General features: G+C 68.9%; 19 protein-coding genes and 2 pseudogenes. 11 read left to right on the top strand and 10 right to left on the bottom strand.

Annotation, left to right across the window (positions count from 1 at the left end):
• Positions 1-168: 168 nt before the first annotated feature.
• From ACIGDI_RS19165 to secF, 3 genes and pseudogenes are all read left to right on the top strand, one after another.
• A complete protein-coding gene (locus ACIGDI_RS19165) occupies positions 169-582 on the top strand; it encodes a hypothetical protein (RefSeq protein ID WP_399897936.1) in 414 nt (137 codons plus the stop codon).
• A gap of 159 nt (positions 583-741) precedes the next feature.
• A complete protein-coding gene (locus tag ACIGDI_RS19160; RefSeq protein WP_399897934.1) occupies positions 742-1,161 on the top strand; it encodes a hypothetical protein in 420 nt (139 codons plus the stop codon).
• Between the two features lie 446 nt (positions 1,162-1,607).
• Positions 1,608-2,564: pseudogene (gene secF / locus ACIGDI_RS19155) on the top strand (protein translocase subunit SecF); the annotation flags it as partial.
• A 60-nt stretch (positions 2,565-2,624) separates the two neighbouring features.
• Here the strand turns inward: secF and ACIGDI_RS19150 are convergent.
• The gene (locus ACIGDI_RS19150; RefSeq protein WP_399897932.1) at positions 2,625-3,032 is read right to left on the bottom strand and encodes an STAS domain-containing protein; all 408 of its coding nucleotides are present in this window, start codon (positions 3,030-3,032) and stop codon (positions 2,625-2,627) included.
• Between the two features lie 307 nt (positions 3,033-3,339).
• Positions 3,340-5,457, bottom strand: a complete 2,118-nt coding sequence (locus tag ACIGDI_RS19145; RefSeq protein WP_399897930.1) for a PP2C family protein-serine/threonine phosphatase — start codon at positions 5,455-5,457, stop codon at positions 3,340-3,342.
• Positions 5,458-5,753: 296 nt separating this feature from the next.
• Here ACIGDI_RS19145 and ACIGDI_RS19140 point away from each other — a divergent pair, with 296 nt between their 5' ends.
• The 3 genes from ACIGDI_RS19140 to ACIGDI_RS19130 all read left to right on the top strand — a co-directional run bounded on the left by ACIGDI_RS19140 (position 5,754) and on the right by ACIGDI_RS19130 (position 8,487).
• Entirely contained in the window at positions 5,754-6,695 is a 942-nt protein-coding gene (locus ACIGDI_RS19140; RefSeq protein ID WP_399897928.1) for an SDR family oxidoreductase, read from the top strand.
• Positions 6,696-6,822: 127 nt separating this feature from the next.
• Positions 6,823-7,593, top strand: a complete 771-nt coding sequence (locus tag ACIGDI_RS19135; RefSeq protein ID WP_399897926.1) for an aminoglycoside adenylyltransferase family protein — start codon at positions 6,823-6,825, stop codon at positions 7,591-7,593.
• A gap of 69 nt (positions 7,594-7,662) precedes the next feature.
• On the top strand, positions 7,663-8,487 hold the full coding sequence (locus ACIGDI_RS19130; RefSeq protein WP_399897924.1) for an SDR family oxidoreductase: 825 nt from the start codon (positions 7,663-7,665) through the stop codon (positions 8,485-8,487).
• A 134-nt stretch (positions 8,488-8,621) separates the two neighbouring features.
• Here the strand turns inward: ACIGDI_RS19130 and ACIGDI_RS19125 are convergent, their stop codons facing one another.
• The 3 genes and pseudogenes from ACIGDI_RS19125 to ACIGDI_RS19115 form a co-directional block, all read right to left on the bottom strand.
• Positions 8,622-9,356, bottom strand: coding sequence for a hypothetical protein (locus tag ACIGDI_RS19125; protein WP_399897922.1), 735 nt, complete (start codon positions 9,354-9,356; stop codon positions 8,622-8,624).
• Positions 9,357-9,367: 11 nt separating this feature from the next.
• Positions 9,368-9,672 (bottom strand): annotated as a pseudogene (locus ACIGDI_RS19120) (IS5/IS1182 family transposase); the annotation flags it as partial.
• A gap of 427 nt (positions 9,673-10,099) precedes the next feature.
• Positions 10,100-10,651 (bottom strand): CGNR zinc finger domain-containing protein, encoded by a 552-nt coding sequence (locus ACIGDI_RS19115; protein ID WP_399897920.1) that lies wholly within the window; start codon positions 10,649-10,651, stop codon positions 10,100-10,102.
• A 118-nt stretch (positions 10,652-10,769) separates the two neighbouring features.
• Here ACIGDI_RS19115 and ACIGDI_RS19110 point away from each other — a divergent pair, with 118 nt between their 5' ends.
• Entirely contained in the window at positions 10,770-12,020 is a 1,251-nt protein-coding gene (locus ACIGDI_RS19110; RefSeq protein ID WP_399897918.1) for an MFS transporter, read from the top strand.
• A 101-nt stretch (positions 12,021-12,121) separates the two neighbouring features.
• Here the strand turns inward: ACIGDI_RS19110 and ACIGDI_RS19105 are convergent, their stop codons facing one another.
• A complete protein-coding gene (locus tag ACIGDI_RS19105; protein WP_399897916.1) occupies positions 12,122-12,718 on the bottom strand; it encodes an NADPH-dependent F420 reductase in 597 nt (198 codons plus the stop codon).
• Positions 12,719-12,760: 42 nt separating this feature from the next.
• A complete protein-coding gene (locus ACIGDI_RS19100; RefSeq protein WP_399897914.1) occupies positions 12,761-13,579 on the bottom strand; it encodes an inositol monophosphatase family protein in 819 nt (272 codons plus the stop codon).
• Between the two features lie 137 nt (positions 13,580-13,716).
• Between ACIGDI_RS19100 and ACIGDI_RS19095 the strand changes: the two genes are divergently transcribed.
• The gene (locus ACIGDI_RS19095) at positions 13,717-14,622 is read left to right on the top strand and encodes a LysR family transcriptional regulator (RefSeq protein ID WP_399897912.1); all 906 of its coding nucleotides are present in this window, start codon (positions 13,717-13,719) and stop codon (positions 14,620-14,622) included.
• Between the two features lie 182 nt (positions 14,623-14,804).
• Complete coding sequence (locus tag ACIGDI_RS19090) at positions 14,805-15,584, top strand: NUDIX domain-containing protein (protein ID WP_399897910.1); 780 nt, start codon at positions 14,805-14,807, stop codon at positions 15,582-15,584.
• A 90-nt stretch (positions 15,585-15,674) separates the two neighbouring features.
• Here the strand turns inward: ACIGDI_RS19090 and ACIGDI_RS19085 are convergent, their stop codons facing one another.
• Positions 15,675-16,253 (bottom strand): TetR/AcrR family transcriptional regulator, encoded by a 579-nt coding sequence (locus ACIGDI_RS19085; protein ID WP_399897908.1) that lies wholly within the window; start codon positions 16,251-16,253, stop codon positions 15,675-15,677.
• Between the two features lie 87 nt (positions 16,254-16,340).
• Between ACIGDI_RS19085 and ACIGDI_RS19080 the strand changes: the two genes are divergently transcribed.
• Both ACIGDI_RS19080 and ACIGDI_RS19075 read left to right on the top strand, forming a co-directional pair.
• Positions 16,341-17,222 (top strand): SDR family oxidoreductase, encoded by an 882-nt coding sequence (locus ACIGDI_RS19080; protein WP_399897906.1) that lies wholly within the window; start codon positions 16,341-16,343, stop codon positions 17,220-17,222.
• Between the two features lie 555 nt (positions 17,223-17,777).
• Positions 17,778-18,665, top strand: a complete 888-nt coding sequence (locus ACIGDI_RS19075) for an arylamine N-acetyltransferase (protein ID WP_399897904.1) — start codon at positions 17,778-17,780, stop codon at positions 18,663-18,665.
• 81 nt (positions 18,666-18,746) lie between these two features.
• Here the strand turns inward: ACIGDI_RS19075 and ACIGDI_RS19070 are convergent, their stop codons facing one another.
• On the bottom strand, positions 18,747-18,968 hold the full coding sequence (locus tag ACIGDI_RS19070; protein WP_399897902.1) for a helix-turn-helix domain-containing protein: 222 nt from the start codon (positions 18,966-18,968) through the stop codon (positions 18,747-18,749).
• Complete coding sequence (locus ACIGDI_RS19065; RefSeq protein WP_399897900.1) at positions 18,968-19,459, bottom strand: DUF2975 domain-containing protein; 492 nt, start codon at positions 19,457-19,459, stop codon at positions 18,968-18,970. Before ACIGDI_RS19065 ends, ACIGDI_RS19070 begins: the two co-directional genes overlap by 1 nt.
• Positions 19,460-19,577 lie beyond the last annotated feature (118 nt).

Below are 19,577 nucleotides of genomic sequence, written 5' to 3'. Positions count from 1 at the left end.
GGCTCCCTTCACATCCGATGCCGGGATGCTGGACCCGACAACGCTGCAACCGCGCTGCAGCCCGGGTCGGCCCACTCCCGCCGACGTCCGGCCCGGCTGTTCGGCCTTCGCCGATGGGCCTGACGGCCCATACGCGGACATCGCCGAGCCGGACACCATGGATGGACGATGCTCAAGCGCGCCGCGGCGGAGCGGGGACGTTTCGTCACGGACACGTCCGGAGGTGAGGGATCGATGTCGGTTCAAGACGAGTTGGCACACGCTCGGCATGCTCTCGACGACTTGGTCCGTGCGGTGGATCGACTTCAGATCCCCCTCGGGGACGGCCCGGACGTCCGTCGCGTCCGAGTGGACACCGCCCACCTGCGGGAGGATCTGGACCTGTTGCGGCAGAGCATGGCGGCCGAGGACCCGACCGTGGATCGCGCCCAGCCGCAGATCGTCTTCATTCCCCGCACGCCGTACGATCCCTCGATGTGGGCCGGTTGCGAGGACGAGGGCATCGGCTCGCGCCACGGCCCTGAACGGCGGCAGGCCCGTCCGGCACGTTGGTTGCCCCGCCGGACCTCCGGTATGACCTGAACGCTGCACCGTGGAACGGGCCCACGTCCGGCTCGTGCCGCACTGCCGTCTGACCTGCGACTCTGAAACTCAACCGCACCGCTCTCAAAGGGAGCCCCGCCCCCGTTCCCTGGTCGGTCAGGAGCCTAAGATCAGGCGATCAGGACGAAGGGGGCGGCGTTGAGCGGCCGAGCATGGAAGTGGGCGCTGATCTCGGCCCCGATGGCGCTGTCGGTCTCCGCGTGCGTGGGTTGGGGCGGCTATCCGCATGCGCAGAACGTCCGCGCTTCTCAGCTCGTCGGCACGTGGCGATCTCAGGACTGCGACACGAGGTTGACCTTGAAGGCCGACGGATCGGCCTCCGCCGCCGGTATCCCTACCGACATGGACCTCGACGGCAGGACCGTGGACAGCCTCAGCGGCGCCGGCACCTGGGACATATACGAGTCCGGCGCCGAGCAGGAACTCGATGTGACCATAGAGAACGAAGAAACCCCGTTCAACCTCTACCGGGACAACGGCCACTTGGTGGTGGGTCTGAGCGTGGGGGATCCCGACGACATGAACTCGTGCGTGCTGACCAGACACTCGACGGGCTGACGGCGGTTTGGCGTTCTACGCCGAACTCGCCCGACGTCAGCGTGCTCATGAGGGAGGCGTGCGGCTGGGCCGCCACTCCGGAGAGGTCTACCGGCGGATGGCGTGTGCGCTTCGATCCGGACAAGCGCAGACCCGCGGGAAGAGACGATGCCGTCCGCATGAGGTTCGCCGTTCGGGACAGTTGTATTACCTCAACTCGGTTCGAAATCAGCTGGGTTGAGGCTGCGGTCGGCACCGGCCCAGTCGGCGGGGCTGGTGTCGACCGCTCGATGGGGCGGGGCTACGGCGATGTCGTCCATCGGAGTGCCGTTTCGGCCCAGGCCGTGTCCCACGCGGCGAGGTTGCGGCCGTGCAGGACGCGGCTTGCCATGCCGTAAACGGCGGCTGCGGTGACGTGGACGTACCTTGACAGCACCGACCGCGCGCCCGCGTGGCCCGGTGCGCCCGCCGGCCGCCCCGCCCTGCGCCGCCGTCCCCACCTCACCGGCATCGCCACCACGGGCGCCGTCCGCGACCGCCTCACCCGCCGCAACCCCCACCTGATGCGTCATCCTCGCGGCTGGCTGGCCACCTCGGCCGTCGTGCTCGTCCTGGCCGCCGCTGGCATCGCGGTCCGTGGCGTCGACCTCGGTGTGGAGTTCACGGGAGGCCGTCTCATCGAGTACGCCACCGACGCTCACGTCGACCCGGACCGGGCCCGAACGGCGCTCGCTGACGCCGGATTCCCCCGTGCGGTCGTCCAGTCCTCCGGTGAAACCAGCCTGACGGTGCGCGCGGATCGGTTGACCAACGCTGAGGAGACGGAGGTGACCGCCACTGTGCGCTACCTCGCCGACGGGGCGCACAAGGGCCGTGACGAACTGATCGGCCCCAGTCTCGGCGACGAACTGCGCCGGGGCGCCCTGATCGCGCTGGCCGTGGCCCTCAGCACCCAGCTCGTCCACCTCGCGGCGCGCTTCCGCCGGCGGCTCGGCACTGCCGCGGTCGCAGCCCTCGCCCACGACGCGGTGATCCTCGTAGGCGTCTTCGCCTGGCTGGGCAAACCCCTCGACGGGGTGTTCCTGGCTGCCCTGCTCACTGTCATCGGCTACTCGCCCAACGACTCCGTCGTCCTCTTCGACCGCGTGACGGAACTGGCCCGCAGACCCCCCAAGGCGCCGCTGTCCGGCATCGCCAACCAGGCGATCCTGCAGACCCTGCCCCGCACGGTGAACACCGGCATGGGCGCCGCGTTCATCCTCACCGCCCTCGCCCTGCTCGGCGGGTCCTCGCTCACCGACTTCGCCCTGGCCCTGCCGATCGGCCTGGCCGTCGGCACGTACTCCTCGGTCTTCACCGCTGCTCCGGTGGCCGTGGCACTCCACCGGCGCGGCGACCGACCCCGCCCACCCCACCGGCCCTGATGCGCCAGGCCCGGTGGCGTACACCGCGACGTGCTTCAGCGTGCCCCGGCAACTCCGCGGTCAGCCGGGGGACGGATGCGGCCAGCGGGCGAGGCCGCCGGGCGAGGGTGCGGTCTGCACCGCTTCCGCTGTCGAGGGGTAGATGTCGTAGCTCTCGCGCATGCGGCTGAGCTCGAAGAGCCGGAGGACCCGGCCGGAGACGGACGCGATACGCAGCGAGCCCTCCCTTTCACGGATGCGTTTGGTGATCGCCACCATCGCGCCCAGACCCATCGAGTCCATGAAGGTCACGAAGCCCAGATCCAGGACGAAGTGGCGGTGCCCCTCATCGAGGAGCTTGATCACCGCATCGCGGATCATGGGGGCGGTGTGGGCATCCACCTCACCGTCGACCTCGGCGACGACCCAGTCGTTGACCACGTCGTAGCTCACCATCATGCTCTCGTGCCGGATGATGTTCGTTCGCACGGTCACCCCTCGTCATTTCCTCTGGATGGCGAAGTGCCCCTGTTTCTGGGGAAGTTGGCGTGGAACCCGCCGACGTCCCGTGGCGATGGCCACCGCCCGTCCTCCAGCCGAGCGCCGAGGACGGCGGCTCGACTGTGGTGTACGTCCTTGGCGGCGGTCAGCGGGCCGCCTGGGTCTTGAGTGGCTGGAGCTGTCCGTAGCCCTGCTGCGAGTGAATGTTCCGGATTCACCCCATTTTATCCGGGACCGGCGTCGGGTGGCCGAGGCTGTACGTCGAACTGTCCTTCCCGCAGGCCGACAGCCAGGCTCAGGCCCCGGTGAGATGGGCGAGCAGCAGCGCGGAGTCGTCATGGGGTCGAAGCGGAGTGAGGCAGGCGGTGGCGACCTCGTGGAGGGCGTGAGCGCCGACCTTGGGTTCCGTGGCCGCCAGCAGCTGGCGCAGTTGCTCGCGGGCGTGATCGGGGTCGGTGTGGGGGGTGTCGGTGAATCCGTCGGTGTACAGCAAGAGCTTGCTGCCGGTCGGGAGGGTGAGGCCCGCGGCGGGGTAGGAGGTGTCGGCGAAGGCGCCGAGGGGGAGTCCGGTCGGGAAGTGGGGAACGGGGGTGTCGTCGGGGGTGTGGATGAGGGGGGCCGGGTGGGCTGCGGTGGCGCAGTCGAGCCGGCCGGTTTTCGGGTCCAGAGCGATGAGACAGCAGGTCGCCAGGAGTGCGTGGTCGGGGTCGGCGTCGTTCTCGGCTGTGAGCAGGTTGTTGGTGAGGGCCAGGACGGTTGCGGGGTCGGGGATGAGGGCGGCGTAGGCGCGCAGGGTCGTGCGCAGCCGGCCCATGAGAGCGGCGGCTTCGGTGTGGTGACCCTCGACGTCGCCGATGGTCAGGGCCATACGTCCGTCGCGCAGGGGGAAGGCGTCGTACCAGTCGCCGCCGGCGTGCGCCTTGGGCGCGGCGGGACGGTACGAGGCGGTCAGCAGCAGGCCGGGGTGCTCGGGCAGGCGGGCGGGCAGCAGGCTGCGCTGCAGGCTGACCGCGCGTTCGTGTTCGGCGTCGTAGCTGCGGCAGCGCTCCAGTGCCCGACCGAGCAGGGCCGCGCCGGCGATGAGCAGCGGCTGGTCGGAGAGCTGGAAGGCGTGGGCGCGGTTGAAGGAGAACATGCAGACCGCCGGTGTGGTGCGGTCGGCCAGGGGGAGTGGGATGGCCGCCCAGGCATGACGTCTGAGTCGGGGCAGGGTGGCGGCGTAGTGGGGGTAGGCGGACACCAGGTCGCGGTGGGAGGGGGCGAAGACGGCCTGCTGGTTGCGCAGGGCGTCGGTGAGTGGAGTGCGAGCCGAAAGCGAGAGCCCGTCGAGTACGGCGCGGTGCTCGCGGTCGTAGCCGGCTGCTGTCACGACACGGGTACGGCCACCGTGGGCCTCTACGATGGCCAGGGCGTCGGCGCCGAAGACGGCGAGAGCCTCGCAGGCCGCGGCCGCCAGCTCGCGGGTTCCACTGGCGCTGGCGGCGCTGGCCGCGAGGGAGATCATGCGGTCGGCGCGTTGAAGCTGTTCACGTAGAAGCGCTTCCCGCTCGCCGATCTGCTGCGCCTCGGTGGTCACATCGGTTACCTCACCCGAGATGTCCTGGACCACGCCGGCTTCGGTCCGGCTGCTGGTGCAGTGCGCTCGCAGGTGGCGCATGCCGCTGTTGTCCAAGGTGAGGCGGTAGGAAACCTCGAAGGTGCCGGGCCGTTCACGCAGCTCGCCCAGGATCTCCTGGATCCGCGGCAGGTCCTGCGCGGGGATCCGGCAGAGGATGTCGGCGAGTGGGTAGCGCCCGGGACCGGGCAGGGCGTGCTGCCGGGCGAAGACCTCGTCGCACTCCACCCGCTCGTCGGGCAGATCGAGGCGGAAGACGCCGGCCGACCGCGGCCGCAGGCGTGGGGCGGGTTCCACGGTACGTCCGGTCCGCTCCACGCCGGGCAGATAGCGGTCCAGCAAGTTCACGGCTTCGCGCAGGAAGGCCTGCTCCACTGAGCGGAAGGCGGTGACGCCGGGCCTCAGTGCCACGGCGACGCCCTGTCTCTTGGCCAGAGGCAGCACCATCCAGGCCGCTGCCCCGGCCTTCGCCGGCAACGGGTAGGGGCCCGTCGTCCCGCAGCCCGCGCGCTCCTGACCGAGGGCCGCCTGCCCCACCGGCCACGTGTCCCCCGTGGACAGGGGCCGCAGCGGCGGTTGCCAGCGCCCGCCCAGGCCGGCCATCCCGCAGGGAAACAGGTGCGTGCCGTCAGCCTGGAAGAGCATCACGGCCCAGCCCACGAGCCCCATCCACGCGGACGCCCGCACCAGGGCCTCGGCCATACCCCGCAGCTCGGCCGCCATCGCCAACGACTGCTCCAGCTGGCCCAGCGCGGGCGGCGCCTGCCCCGGTTCCTCTCCATCTGCCGCATCGACCACGGCCACCCTCACTCGCCCTCGCACCGAACCGTAGAACGACCATATATCCGAATTTTCACCTGTTGGGGTGAGAGTGCAAAGTTGACCATTAAATGAAAGAAGGAGAAAGATCAGGCGCCGCTCGGGAACGGAGGCGGCTGGGCTGCCTCACCCCGTGCCCGCATTCGTCGGTCGGCCTGGAGTGCGCGTCGGCAACAGAAAGATGCATTTCGGGTATACGGAGAAGAAAAGCTGTGCTCAGTAGGTCAGTAGGTCAGTAGGTCAGTAGGTCAGTAGGTTCGAGAGTCGAGGTCCGTATGCGCGACACCGCCCGCACCGCCACAGACGCGCTCACTCGCGATACACCGCTCCATGGTCGCGTCGCCGTCGTCACCGGAGCGGCCCGCGGCATCGGAGAAGCCCTGGCGCGGCGTCTGTCCGATGCCGGCATGCTCATCGCGCTTCTCGGCCGTGAAGAGGAGACCTTGTGCAGGGTGGCCGAGTCCCTGCCCACTCGGAGCATCTGCGTCGAGGCGGACGTCACCGACCAGGCCGCCCTCGACCGTGCCGCCCAGCGGGTGGAGGCGGGACTCGGGCCGGCCTCCGTGGTCGTCGCCAATGCGGGCATCGCCGTCGGCGGACCCTTCAACCGGACCGCGGCGGACCTGTGGAATCGCGTGATCGACGTCAACCTGATCGGAGCCGCCAACACCGCCAGGGCGTTCCTGCCCCAACTCACCCAGACGCACGGCTACTTCCTGCAGATCGCCTCCACGGCCGCCTTCGGCTCAGCGCCGATGATGAGTGCCTACTGCGCCTCGAAGGCGGGCGCGGAGTCGTTCGCGCGAGCACTGCGCGGTGAAGTCGAACCCGACGGTGTGGGCGTCGGTATCGCCTACCTCCACTGGACCGGCACCGACATGGTCAGCAGCATCGATGAGCACCCCGTTCTACGCGCCCTGCGCAGGAACCAGCCCTGGTTCGCGCGCCGGGTGCACACCCCGGCGCAGGTGGCCGACTGGCTCACCACCGGCATCACCCATCGCGCCGACCAGGTCTACGCACCGCCGTGGCTTCGCTGGTGCCAGCCGCTGAGGCCCCTGTTCCCGGCCGCGGTTGCCCGGATCACCCGCCGAGAACTGCGCTCACAGTCCAAGGCGGACCTGGCCACCGACGTCGGTGTCCTGGGCGTCGGCGGCCGCGCCGACTGGGATGCGCATGCGTCCGCGGGGCCCGCGGGGACACGCCGACACGGGTAGGCAGAAGAGCGGGTCCTCTGCCCCGCCGTGCGGCTGACGAAGACAGCGCCGCGGGTCAGTCGTCGACCTCGCGTACACCTTCCTGTCGGACATTTTCTGCTGCCCCGGGGCTGGAGATGCTGATGTCATGAATCAAGTGCAGGAGATCGTGGACGTCGTCGGCGGTGCGCTGGGGCGGAATGCCATCGGCGGCTACCTGCACGGCTCCTCCGTGGTCGGCGAACTCAGGCCGGCCAGCGACGTGGACGTACTGGTGGTCTCCCGCCGCAGCATGGACGAGCCGTCCCGACGGAAACTCCTCAACGGCGCTCTGCGAATCTCCGGCTCCACGAACCTGATCCGCCCACTCGAGCTCACGGTGGTCGTCCAGTCCGAGGTGCGCCCCTGGCGCTATCCGCCCAACTGCGACTTCCTGTACGGCGAGTGGCTGCGTGCGGAGTACGAGGCCGGCAAGGTCCCCTTGCCCGAGCCGATGCCCGATCTGGCCCTGCTGATCGCCACGACGCTGATCGGCGATCATCCGCTCACCGGGCCGCGCCCGGCGCAGATCCTCCACCCGATCCCACAGTCCGATCTGGTCCGGGCGAGCCTTGCGGGTATCCCCGGTCTCCTCGATGACCTGGACAGCGATACCCGCAACGTTGTGCTGACCCTGGCTCGCATCTGGACGACGGTCGCCACTGGCAGGATCAAGTCGAAGGATGCCGCCGCGGAGTGGGCCATCGCGCGTCTCTCGCCCGAGCACTGCGCCGTCCTGGAGCACGCCAGGCAGCTCTATCTCAACTGCTCCTACTCGGAGGAGAGTTGGAGCGAAGCCTTGCGGGACCGCGTGCGTCCGCACGTGGATTACGTGCTCGCTGAGATCGACCAGTTGCGCACTCGAACCATGCGGATGTGATTCCCCCCGTCCCCCCAACCTTATTCACCGGGCCCGCCCCCTGCCATGGCACCCTTATCGTTGAGCGGCATGAGGGTGTTGGTCATCGGGGGCAGCGGGTTTCTGGGCACGGAGCTTGTACGCCAGTCAGCTGCCGCAGGCTGGGAGACGACCGCAACCTACTGTTCCCGCCCGGGCGGTGTATCCGAAGCCTCGTGGTACCCGCTTGATCTTCGCGTCCCGGGCCGGGCCGACGAGGTACTGGCGGCGGTCGCTCCTTGCGCCGTGATCAACGCGACGAGTGGAGGGAACGACTGGGCGGTCACCGCCGATGGAGCGTTCCGCGTGGCGGCAGCCGTGGCCAGCCAAGGTTGCCGCCTGGTCCACCTCTCCAGCGACGCCGTGTTCTCCGGTGCTCGCATCCATTACGACGAGACCTGCCTGCCTGATCCCGTCACTCCGTACGGCGCCGCAAAAGCCGCCGCGGAGACCGCTGTCCGGCTGCTGGCGCCGACCGCTGCCGTCGTCCGCACCTCGTTGATCATCGGACACGGGCGATCCGAGCACGAACGCATGGTCCACGCTCTGGCCGACGGGACAAGGGAGGGCGTCCTCTTCACCGACGACATCCGCTGTCCGGTGGATGTCGTCGACCTCGCCTCCGCTGTGCGGGAACTCGCCGCGTCCGACAAGGTAGGGGTGTTCCACATGGCCGGGACGGACGCCCTCAGCCGTCACGAACTCGGCGTTCTCATCGCCCGACGGGACGGACTGGACGCCACCCGACTGCCTACCGGGCGCCGCGCCGAGAGCGCCGTTCCCGGGCCGCTGGACGTCCGCCTCGACTGCCGTACCACTCAACTACGCCTGCGCACACGGCTGCGGGGAGCGCGAGAGTTCCTCCGCGGCATGTGAAACGTGACGAAAGCGGCGACGACACGCTGCCCGGGCGACAGGCCGCCTTCGGGGCACCGGGCGCCGAGCCCGTAGCTGACCGTTTCAGAACGAGGCGACGTTGGGCGCCAACTCGCCCTTGCTCCGAACAGCAGTCACAGGACTTCATCCCAGACATTGCCGCCGTCAGCCCAGGTCCACAACCATTTGCGTAGTGAGGCGGTTGCATGTCGCAGGCCGTCGTGAGGGTTTTCACCAAAGGTGTAGCCGTCGGCGTCGTAGAGAAGTACCGGGTTGTCGACCGCAGCCAATGAGACATGCCACTCCATCGTGCAGCCGCCGTAGGTCAGGAAAAGCCAGGACGTCGGCATGCCTTTCGACAGGTTGCGTTCGTGGACGCTGACCGCGCACGGCCATTCACGCAAGTGCCCTGGAGCTCGGTTGCCGTCGGTCAGGCAGGCAAGTCCGCTATCGGGTCCGAATCCTCCGTTGGCGACCTCGGTGTAGACACGCCGCAGCAGTTCAGGGAGAGGGCGGCCGATTCGAAGCTCCGCCTTCTCGGCCTCAGGCAGGGAGATCGGGGGGAACAGAGGCCCGCGAGGAACGTCGGCGAAGTAGGCGGTGATCTCTTCGGTCCCAGCCTTGAGCTGGACCGTCCCGTCACTGCTGTACGACACTATGCTGCCTCGGATCTGCTCCAACCGCGGCTTGCCATAGTGCTCGACGATCCACTCGACAGGGACGTCCGCACGGTTGAATCGCAGGCCCGGATCCCACGCGCGAGCCTGCAGCGCTTTGATCAACGCCTCGTCGTCCGCTTTTTCGGCCCTGGGCTCAAGGATGGGCTCTTGGCGGAGTGGCGTGTCAGTGTCGTGAGGAGGAAGGGTCACGCACCAGGAGCCTACTGCTGCGGTTCGGCTGACCGCACAAGCCGTCGTAGGCAGATGAATGCGCAGGCGAGTTCGAGCAGCCCCTGGGGAGATCAGCGCGTCGCTGACAGCCAACGTGGGGTCGCTTGAACTGATGCAGCCAGGCGGAGGCGCGTTCGACCACCCAGCGGACCTTGCCGAGCCCGAAACCGTGGGCGACGGCGCGTCGACCGATCACCGGTTTGATCCCACTTTTCCACAGCAGGCGGCGGTACTTGTCGCAGTCGCAGCCCCGGTCGGAGTACGGATGCCGAGGTCTGCGGCGGGTTCGTCCTCGCAAGCGCGTCATAACTTGCGCCTTCGGGGTCCCCGACCACGAAGCCCACTTCGGCCCACTGCACCAGTTCATCCTGGCCAACTCGCACCATCGCAGTCACCCGGCAGCCCAAGGCTGTACCTCGCTACCTGCGCTGTCGCAACGCCGACGCCCGCCATCTCGACTTGCTCGCCGCCCAAGCCGCGAACCCGTCCGCGTCCGCAGTGAGAGAGGTATCTGATGGGAAGGCCGTCCCAAGACTCAGTCAGCAAGTCTGTACCTCCACGTTCTCGCAGGGAACAATGCCGGCCCGTAGAGTCCGGCGAGCCTGTGCGGTCACAGCACAAGGCGGTCACCGCGGCCGGTTGCAGGGCCCTCGGACGGTGCCGGAGTGGAGTCGAGAACTGCTGTTTGTGGATGGGCGTTCACTGCCTGGCGAGGCTTGAGATCAGGTGGGCGCCTCGTCGCGGGTGCGGCGGCGGTAAGCGGCGGCGTTCATTCTGCTGCCGCAGCTTCGTTTGGAGCACCAGCGTCGGGTACCTGCTTGGGAGCGGTCGACGAAGAGGCGGGTGCAGGGTTCACCGGCACAGAGCCGGATGAGTCGGTGGTCGGGTCCGCCGAGCAGATCGCTGGCGCTCGCTGCGAGGGTGGCCAGCACCTGTTGGACCCCACCGCGGCGTTCCACCCGGCCCACGGCTTGGAGGGTGAGGCTGACGGGAGGGTGGGTGGTTGCCTGCCGGATTCGGGCGACGTCCTCGGGCACGGACGGCTGCCGTTCTGCGGCGGCCAGGGCCAGCCGGTAGATCGACTCGCGCAGGGCGCGCGCCTCGGCCAGTTCCGCCTGGCTCACCGCCTCCAGTTCGTCGACCACCCCGGCCTCCTCAGTCCACCGGGCGAAGTCTTCTGGCTGGGCCAGCAGTTCTTTGCGGCGCGTCGTGCGCCACGCCATAGTGGCGGCGAAATCGAGGGCCAGGTGATCGCTGACGAAGGTGAAACTCACTCCTCGATTATGAGCATCGGCGGCACCGGGCACACATGTCGTCATACCTTCAGGGTATGACGTAATGAGGAGCTGTTGGAGGTGTCCGAGCGAGTGAGGCCCGGTCTGGAGGCATGCCGTGCGTACGCAGACTTCCGTGAAGCCGCAGAAGCCTTCAGGCGTGCACAAGTGGGCGCTCATCCGCTACCTGCAGGTTGCCCTGCTGGTCCGCCTCGCCTCCGAAGGGGCTCGTGTCGGCCTGGTGTTGCTCGCCGTGGACCGTACCGGAAGCACCAGGTTCGGAGGTGCTCTCATCGCGGCTCTTCTGGTGCCCAGTGTCATCGCCGCCCCGCTGGCCGGCGCCCTCGCCGACCGGATCCGGCGACGTCGGTTGTTTTACGGCGGCTGCCTGGTCTTCTACGGGATGGGACTGGCCACCGTGGCGATGTTGGCCGGGCGGGCCTCCGCTCCCACCGTTCTGGCCGTGGCGGGTGCGGCGGGCTGCTGCACGCCCGTGCTGACGGGCGGGTTGACCAGTCTGCTGAGCGACCTGCTGCCGACCACGGGCTTGAGCCGTGCCTTCAGCCTGGACGCGGTCTCCTACAACCTGGCCGGGATCGCCGGGCCGACCCTCGCCTCCGCCCTCGCGGCTTTATCCGGGCCTGCCCGCGCCCTCGTAGCACTGGGTGTGGGTGCCGCGGCCGGCGGGCTGCTTGTCTTCGCCCTGCCGCTGCAACCCCGCGCTGCGGGCACCCGCGCCCTGCGCCCCGCCGATCTGGGGGCGGCGGTCGTCCTGCTGCTTCGCAACCCGCCGCTGCGCTCGCTCACATGGGCCAGCGCCGCGGGCCAACTCGGCATCGGCGCCCTGCCGGTGGCCTGTGTGTTGCTCGCCGACCGCTACCAGGCGCCCTGGGCCGCAGGAGGCCTGATGACCGCCATGGCACTCGGCTCCCTGGCCGGTTCGCTGGTCTACGCCTGGCGACCATGGGGCACCCGACGCCCTGAACGGACCGTCATCATCATGCTGCTCGCGACCGGGGCGACGCTGCTCACCGTGCCCTGGGCGGACAACGCTGCCATCGCGGCCGGCGGCTTCGTGTTGAGCGGGTGCTGCACCGGACCGCTGTTCGCCGCCCTCCTGACCGGGCGCGACCGCTACGCGCCCCCGACCACACGCACCCAGGTGTTCACGCTGGGGGCGAGCATCAAGAGCGCCTTCGCCGCGGGTGGGGCCGCACTGGCGGGCAGTTGGCAGTCCTCCGGGTCGGGAGGTCTCGTCGTCGCTGTGGCCGGTTGTCAGGTCGCTGCGGCCGGCCTCGGCGTGCTCTTGCTGAAGAAGCGCCAGGCTCAGGCAGATTGTCCGCACTCAGAGTCGAGCATGCGGACCTGAACCCGTCTCCAGCCGCCGGCAGGGGTGAGTTGGCCGGGATACGAGACCAGTTGCTCATGCCCACGCAAGGTGGGGCTGCGGGGCAGTGCACGGAGTGCCTGTCAGCGCGCGACCGAGATGGCGAAGGGCGCGAATCCGCTGGACCGGATCACGTGCGGTACGAACAGCACCGCGGCCTCCGTGGCGCGGGCGGTCCCGATCCCGCCGAGGTCAGTGATCCACTCCTTGCGCCAGCCCAGATCGGTGAGCAGTTCGCGAACGGTCTGCTTGGCCTGCGGGTCCTCGCCGGAGAGGAAGGCGTCGGGCGCCTGGGTGAGCGCGGCCGGAGCGGTCATCACCGTAAACAGCATGGTGTTGAGTGTCTTGACGACGCGCGTTCGAGGCAGGGCTTCCTGAAGTTGCTCGGCCAGGCTCGAGCCGGGGTAGAGCAGGTCGGCGGGCAGGCCGTCCGGGCCGTCGACGGTGGCGTTGGAGACGTCTACGAGGATCTTGCCGCGCAGTTCCTCGCGTAGGGCTACCAGCCGCTCCAGCGAGCCGGCGCCCGGCGTGGCGTTGATGACGATCTGGGCTCTCCGGGCAGCGTCGGCGGCGGCGCCCGGCGTGCGGCCCGTCGAGGTCACCTCATGCCCTGCCCGGGTGAGCGCTGTGGCCAGATTGCCGCCGACACGGCCGTTTCCGAGAATGGCGATGGTGGTCACGGATGATCCGATCCTTCCGTCTGTGCAACTGGTCGTACGCGGTCAGCGTGAGAGCGTGGTGACTGCTTCGGTGTGGACGCCGGGTGCGGCGGCCAGGAAGCTCCCGCTCTGCGGGGTCCACGGGCGGCCCTCGGCGTCGGAGATCCGTCCGCCGGCCTCGGTCACGAGCAGCGCCCCGGGCAGGAGATCCGCGCGGGCGCCGGCGAACTGCCAGAAGGCGTCGATCCGGCCGGCGGCCACGTTCAGCAGGTGCAGGGTCGCGGGCACGGCGGTGCGGACGACCAGCGCGTCGGTGAGCATCGCGGTGATCGAGGCGCCGACGCGTTGCACGACCTTCCCGTCCTCGTCCGGGCGGGCCTGGCTGGTGGCCACGATGCTCAGGTTGAGGTCCGCGGTCTGCGAGACGTGCAGCGACCGGCCGTCGAGGTGGGCACCGGCGCCTGCGAGCGCCGTGTAGGTCTCTCCGGTCAGGGGCAGGTGGACCGCGGTGAGCACCGGCTGGTTCTCGCGTACGAGGGTGGCGGTGACCGCCCATTCCGGCAGGGCGTGCAGGTGGTTGACGTTGCCCTCGGCCGGATCGACGACCCACCATTCACCGGGCGGCAGCGCTCCGCCGTCCAGTTCGTCCTCCACCCAGCCGGCGTCCGGGCGCAGACGCGTGAGGCTGGGGCGCAGGATGTCGAGGGCCGTGTCGTCATTGGCGGCGAGCGCGCTCATCAGCTCTTCCCGGGTCCTGTAGCGGACCACCTCGCCGAAGCGTTCGCGCAGTGCCGAACCGGCAGCGCGCACGGCGATGGTGGTCTGCTCGAGCAGGTCGGCGTCGGAGGTGGCGGCGTCGGTGGCTGACAGGGTTTCGGGCATGGCGGTACTCCCGTGTGAGGAGGGGTGATGAGGAGCGAGGAGGCGCGCTGTGCGTTGCGTTTCGCGCTCTGATTTCGAAGGTATAGAGGTCGGGCATTGACTTCAAATGCATGTCAGGCACGAATAGAGTTACTCGCATGCAATTGGATTTGAATCTGCTCACCGCGCTCGATGCGCTGCTGGAGGAGGGAAGCGTGGCCGGCGCGGCTGCGCGCCTGCATGTCACCGCTCCGGCGATGAGCCGGAGTCTGGGCCGGATCCGGCGCACGACCGGGGATCAGATTCTGGTGCGCACCGGCCGCACGATGACTCCGACGCCGTATGCCATCGCCGTCCGGGAGCAGGTGCACGAGCTGCTGCAACAGGTCCAGGGGGTGCTGGCACCGAGCCGTGAGCTTGATCTGGCGACGCTGGAGCGCACTTTCACCCTGCGCTGGCACGATTCCCTGGTCGCCTTGAGCGGCCCCGCACTGCTCGCGGCCGTGCGCGAACAGGCACCGGGCGTGCGACTTCGCTTCGTCGCGGAATCGAGCATCGATACGCCCGAGTTGCGGCGCGGCGAGGTCGACCTGGAGGCAAACGCCAACCGCCCGAGTGCCCCGGACGTGCGTGCCGAGAACGTGGGCGAGAGCCGCATCGTCGTCGTCGTGAGGCACGGACACCCCCTCACCCGCGTCAGGAGCGTCACCGCGAAGCGGTACGCCGCCGCGGAGCACGTCACCGTCTCGCGCCGGGGGAACCTCAGCAACGCCCTCGACGACGCTCTCGCGCGGCTCGGGCTCACCCGCCGCGTAGTGGCGACCGCGCCCACGGAAGCAGCCGCTTTCCAATTCGCGCGCGGCTCCGACCTTCTGGTCAGCGTCCCCGAAGTCACCACGCGGACCGCGGTCGCGGACCTGGGCCTGGCGGTGCTTCCCCTCCCTCTCGAACTACCTGCGGCACCGGTGTATCTGTCATGGCATCAGCGCTACGACACCGACCACGCCCACGCCTGGCTGCGAGGGCTGGCGCGAACCGCGCTGGCCATGGGCGGAGCGTCGTAGCGGCCCGCTCGCCTCGTACACCTACGACGCCATCGAGGAAAACGGTTCCGCAACCCTCAGCCGCATCACCACGAAACAGGACTCCTGGTGTTGGGCATTTCTGAACCATGCAGTCATGAGCGTGGTGCACGGTTCGACTTCGTCAACGAGCCCGACAGTGTCGTATGTGCCAGCCTGCAGCGGTGACCCAACCCTCAACGCAACCTCCCGTTGACGTCATCGAGGCCACTGAGCTCCTCTTCGTCGAAGAACCGCCGCCGCAGCTATCCGTCGAACATCAAGCGGCACGAGACCGCGTCTGGGAGGCACTGGCCGCCCAAAACCCTGGCCTCTTCGACGGCCCTGTCGTCGCCTGCACCAGCCTCACTCAGCCGCATCCGCACGAACTCCACCTCGGCTGGGCCCGTGTCACCTACCGCGATTTCGCCCTGCGCCGGGTACCCGGCGCCACTGCTCCGCCGTCCTTGTTCGTCGACGTCCTCCAGCCCACCGACGACCGCGGGCTGCTCATCGCCCGTATGTCGACCGCCACCGCCCACCCCGGCCGCTGGCACTTCCCCGGTGGATCGGTCGAACAGCCCGGCGTCGGCGAGCCGCTCGACATCGAGGCACTTCGCCGCAACGCAGCACGCGAGCTTCTGGAGGAACTCGGAATCGACACCCCTCCCCACGATCTGACGCTGTGGGCCGTCACCCGCGGCGACCACGGCAATATCGGTGTGCACTTCGTGGCCCCACCCCAGCCCGTCGCGCTCATCGCCGACCGGTTCACCGCAGTCCTGTCCACAGCCGCTGCCGTCGGCCAACTCCCCGAACTCGACCGCACCGTCTTCGTCCAGGCCGCGGCAGACCTCACCGCACTGGACGGGCCCCGGGCCGACTACCTCGAACCCCTCATCGACCGGTACACGCGGGTGTTTCTCACCCCCCACTCCCACGTGGACCCGACTGGGCGATCCTGAGCCGTGTTCAGCGTCACCCCCAGCCCCCCGTGGCCCCTCGGCGCACCAGACTCCGGCACCAGTTCCGTGAACGGCGGGCGAGGTCGGTGGTCAGCCCAGTGAGGCGCTTGCTGTGCGCAGTTCGTCCAGGGCGGCCAGGGTGTACCCGGAGAGCTCGTCCTTGCCGTCACGGTCGTCCTCGGACCACTGGGCGTATCCCCGTTTGAAGGCGAGGAGGCCCAGCTCGCCCGCCAGAGCCGCGGTCGGATCGGGTACGCCGCGGGCGACCAGCGCGGTCGTCATCGCGGCCGCGAGGCTGACGCTCTTGAGGGCGTCGCGCTCTTGGAGTTCGGCGCTGGCGGCGACGGCCGCCTTCAGGCGCGGCGCGAGCTCGCGGCTCATGGGGCCCATCGCGCTCGAGGCGCGCTCCAGGCCGGCGGCGACCGCCTCGAGCGGGCTGGCGTCTGCGGGCGCGTCGGCGATCCCCTCGGTCAGCAGTCGGCTCAGCGTCTCCTGCCCCGCCACCAGCAGCTCCCGCTTGTCGGGGAAGTGCCGGAAGAAGGTGCTCTTGGTGACCCCTGCGCGCTCGGCGATCTGCGCGACCGTCGTGGCGTCGTACCCCTGCTCGGTGAACAGGTCGACGGCAGCCACGACGAGGCGTTCGCGAGCGCCTGGTTCCCATCTACCCATGGTCACCATCCTATGTGATGGGACTCTTGTCCCGTCACTGCGGTAGAGTGATGGGATAAGAGTCCCATCACTTTGGGGGAGTTTCCCATGCGCGTTTTCGTCACCGGCGGCACCGGCCTGATCGGTTCCGCTGTCGTCGCCGAACTGCTCGACAACGGCCACACCGTCCTCGCCCTCGCTCGCTCCGACGCGTCCGCGCAGGCCGTAGAGGCGGCCGGTGCCGAGCCCCTTCGGGGAGCCCTGGCCGATCTGGACACGCTTCGCGCCGGTGCCGCCCGGGTCGACGGGGTGATCCACCTCGCGTTCAACCATGACTTCAGCAGCTCCGACGCCGTCGGGAAGTCGGTCAAGGAGGAGAGTGCCGCCCTCGCGGCCATCGGTGAGGAACTCGTCGGCAGCGACCGCCCCTTCGTCACCTGCTCGGGTACGCCCTACGTGCCCGGCCGCGCCTCCACCGAGGCCGACCCGCTCATGACCGAGGGGCCGGTCGGTGGTCGGGGTCGTTCGGTCGCGGCGGTTCTGGGCCTGTCCGAGCGCGGGGTCCGCAGCAGCGCCGTACGCCTGCCGCGTACGGTCCACAACCAGGGATCCGGCGGATTCGCCGGCCTGTTGACCGACATCGCCCGCCGGACGGGAGTGTCCGGCTACCCGGGCGACGGCGCACAGCGCTGGCCGGCCGTGCACGCGCTCGACGCGGCGGTTCTCTTCCGGCATGCCCTGGAAAAGGCGGAAGCGGGTACCTCATGGCACGCCGTGGCCGACGAGGGGGACAAGGTGCTCGACATCGCCACGGTCATCGGCCGGCGGCTGGGCCTGCCGGTGGAGTCGGTACCGGCGGAGACCTTCGGCCCCCTCGGGCAGATCTTCGCGAACGACCAGCCCTCGTCCAGCGCGTACACCCGGCAGACGCTCGGCTGGGAGCCCAAGCACCCCAGCCTTCTGGAAGACCTGGAGAACATCCAGCCCTGACGGGCGACGGGGACGTCCGGGCAGGCCCCGGCCGAAGCGATCCCGACTTCGAGCCCTCATTCATGTATCTCATAGCTGAGTGAGGGACCCGGGCCTCCTTGTTCCGGCGGGAGTTGAACTGGGGTTTCCTGCTGGGAGTTGTCTGGAATCTGGGGTACCTGACTGTCCGTCTGCACAGTGGAGACACTGTGGTGGGCGTCTTCTCCGCCGGCAACATCGTGGTGGACCAGGGAGAATTCGTGATCTTCCTGGACTGCGACTCGATGTCCTTCGACGATCCGGGCGGCGGACCGCGCTTCCGCTCCCAGATGCACACGCCCGCCTACAGCGCACCTGTGCGCCAGGAGGGCGCGCCTGCCAGGGGACGGTCACACCCGAGATCCTGCCGCCCGGGGGCGCCGTACCCGTGGCCGTGCTGATCACCCTCTTCGTCATCGCCGTCCTTCTCCTCGGTCTGCACTGAGGGGAGGGCGGACGACAGACCTTCCGGCCGGTCAGCCGGTCAGCCGGTCAGTCGAAATTTTCATTTTCATGCGGCTAAGTCACAATAGGGTCATGTTCGAGTCGACAGCTCGAATGGACCCGGATATCCAGCGAGCGTATCTCGCCCGTCTCGGCGTCGAGGCGGCACCACCATCGGTACCAGCCATGCACCTGTTGGTACGGCGCCATGCCGAGCGGGTGCCGTACGAGACTCTGTGGATCACGGCCGGCGAAGCCTGGAACATCGACTCGTACGAGGCGGCAGCGCGCATCGCCCTCCACGGCAGAGGCGGCTACTGCTACCACATGAACGGAGGGCTGGGCTTGCTGCTCAGTTCGCTCGGATACGCGGTACGGGGCCACGTCGGGGGAGTGCACGGCCCGGAAGGCCCTCGGGCCTCCGCGATGGGCAACCACCTGGTTCTGACGGTGGAGGGGTTGCCGAGCGAGACGAATCCCGGCGGTGTCTGGTACGTCGACAACGGGTTGGGAGATGCTCTGCACGATCCGCTGCCGTTGGCCGCCGGAACGCACGAACAGCCGCCGTTCGTGCTCGGTCTGGAGCAGGACGCTGAACGGTCGCAGTGGCACCTGACCCACGACCCGGGTGGCGGATTCACCGGAATGACCTGGACCACGGCTCAGGCACGCCTGGCCGACTTCGAGGCGCAGCATGAGTGGTTGTCGACATCGCCGCAGTCCCCGTTCGTCCAGGTGCCGATGGCCGAACGTCGCGACGCGACCGGGGCTGACGTGATGCGCGGGTTGGTGCTGAGCCGGATCGGCGACGGTGCGCGCACCCATGAGCCCGTCCCCCGCCGCGCGGAGTGGTTCGGTCTGCTCGCCGATCTGTTCGGCCTACGGTTGCACGCCCTGCCCGCCGAGACCCGCGAGCAGCTCTGGATCAACGTTTGCTCGGCGCACCGTCGCTGGCAGGAGTCGCAGGACTCGCAGAGCTGAGCTTCTGGCGATGAACGCGCGTGCCGCGGACAAAGCCGTCGCAATGAGGATGTCGGATTTCGTCCCCCCTGCTGGGCCACGTCATTCGCTGTCAGCGGCCTCCGGCTCCCAGCGCAGGAGGTCTCCCGGCTGGCAGTCGAGGGCTTCGCACAGGGCGGCGAGCGTCGCGAAACGCACGGCCTTGGCGCGGCCGTTCTTGAGTACCGCCAGGTTGGCAGGGGTGATCCCTACCCGGTTGGCGAGCTCACCTACAGACATCTTCCGCTTGGCCAGCATCACATCGATGTCGACGGCGATCGGCATCAGATGACCTCGTCCAACTCGGCCTGCAACTGCGACGCTTCGAGGTCGCGGGCTACGGCCTGGGCGAGCAGCATCCTCAGCACGAGCACGATGAGCGCGACCCCCAGAATGGCCACGCCGACTCCGGCCATGATGACGGTGACGCCTGGATCGTCCCGCTGACCCGGTGCATTGACGATCGTGACCGAGAACCACAGGAGAGCTGCCGCCACGATCGCGCCGATCACACGATTCACGTACCGGAAGGCGTCATGCGAGAACACGGTGCCGCGGCGCACCATCGTCACCAGTCGCCACACGCTGGTCAGAGCGATTTGAGCCGCCACCATGCCCAGGACGGTGATGACGCGCAGCGCGGTCAGCGGCAGCGTCCCGACTTCCTTGTCGCTCCCGCTGACCAACACCCACACCATCCCGGCCTGCACGAACACCGTGCCGGCAAGAACCACCACGAGCACGGCGCGCAACGCGCGCACTGCCAGCTTTCCCATGACCACCCTCCATCGACCTGCGATGGGAATCTATCGAGTTTCGATAGGTGAGGCAAGTGTGTTCGCCGCTCTCGAAGCCGCAACCGCGAATAGCACTGCAGCTGCTGCCCGTGGAGAC

Source organism: Streptomyces sp. NPDC085900, from assembly GCF_044540925.1.
GTDB lineage: Bacteria > Actinomycetota > Actinomycetes > Streptomycetales > Streptomycetaceae > Streptomyces > Streptomyces gilvifuscus.
Note: the sequence above shows the minus strand (reverse complement) of the source record. Positions and strands in the feature narration are given on the sequence as shown.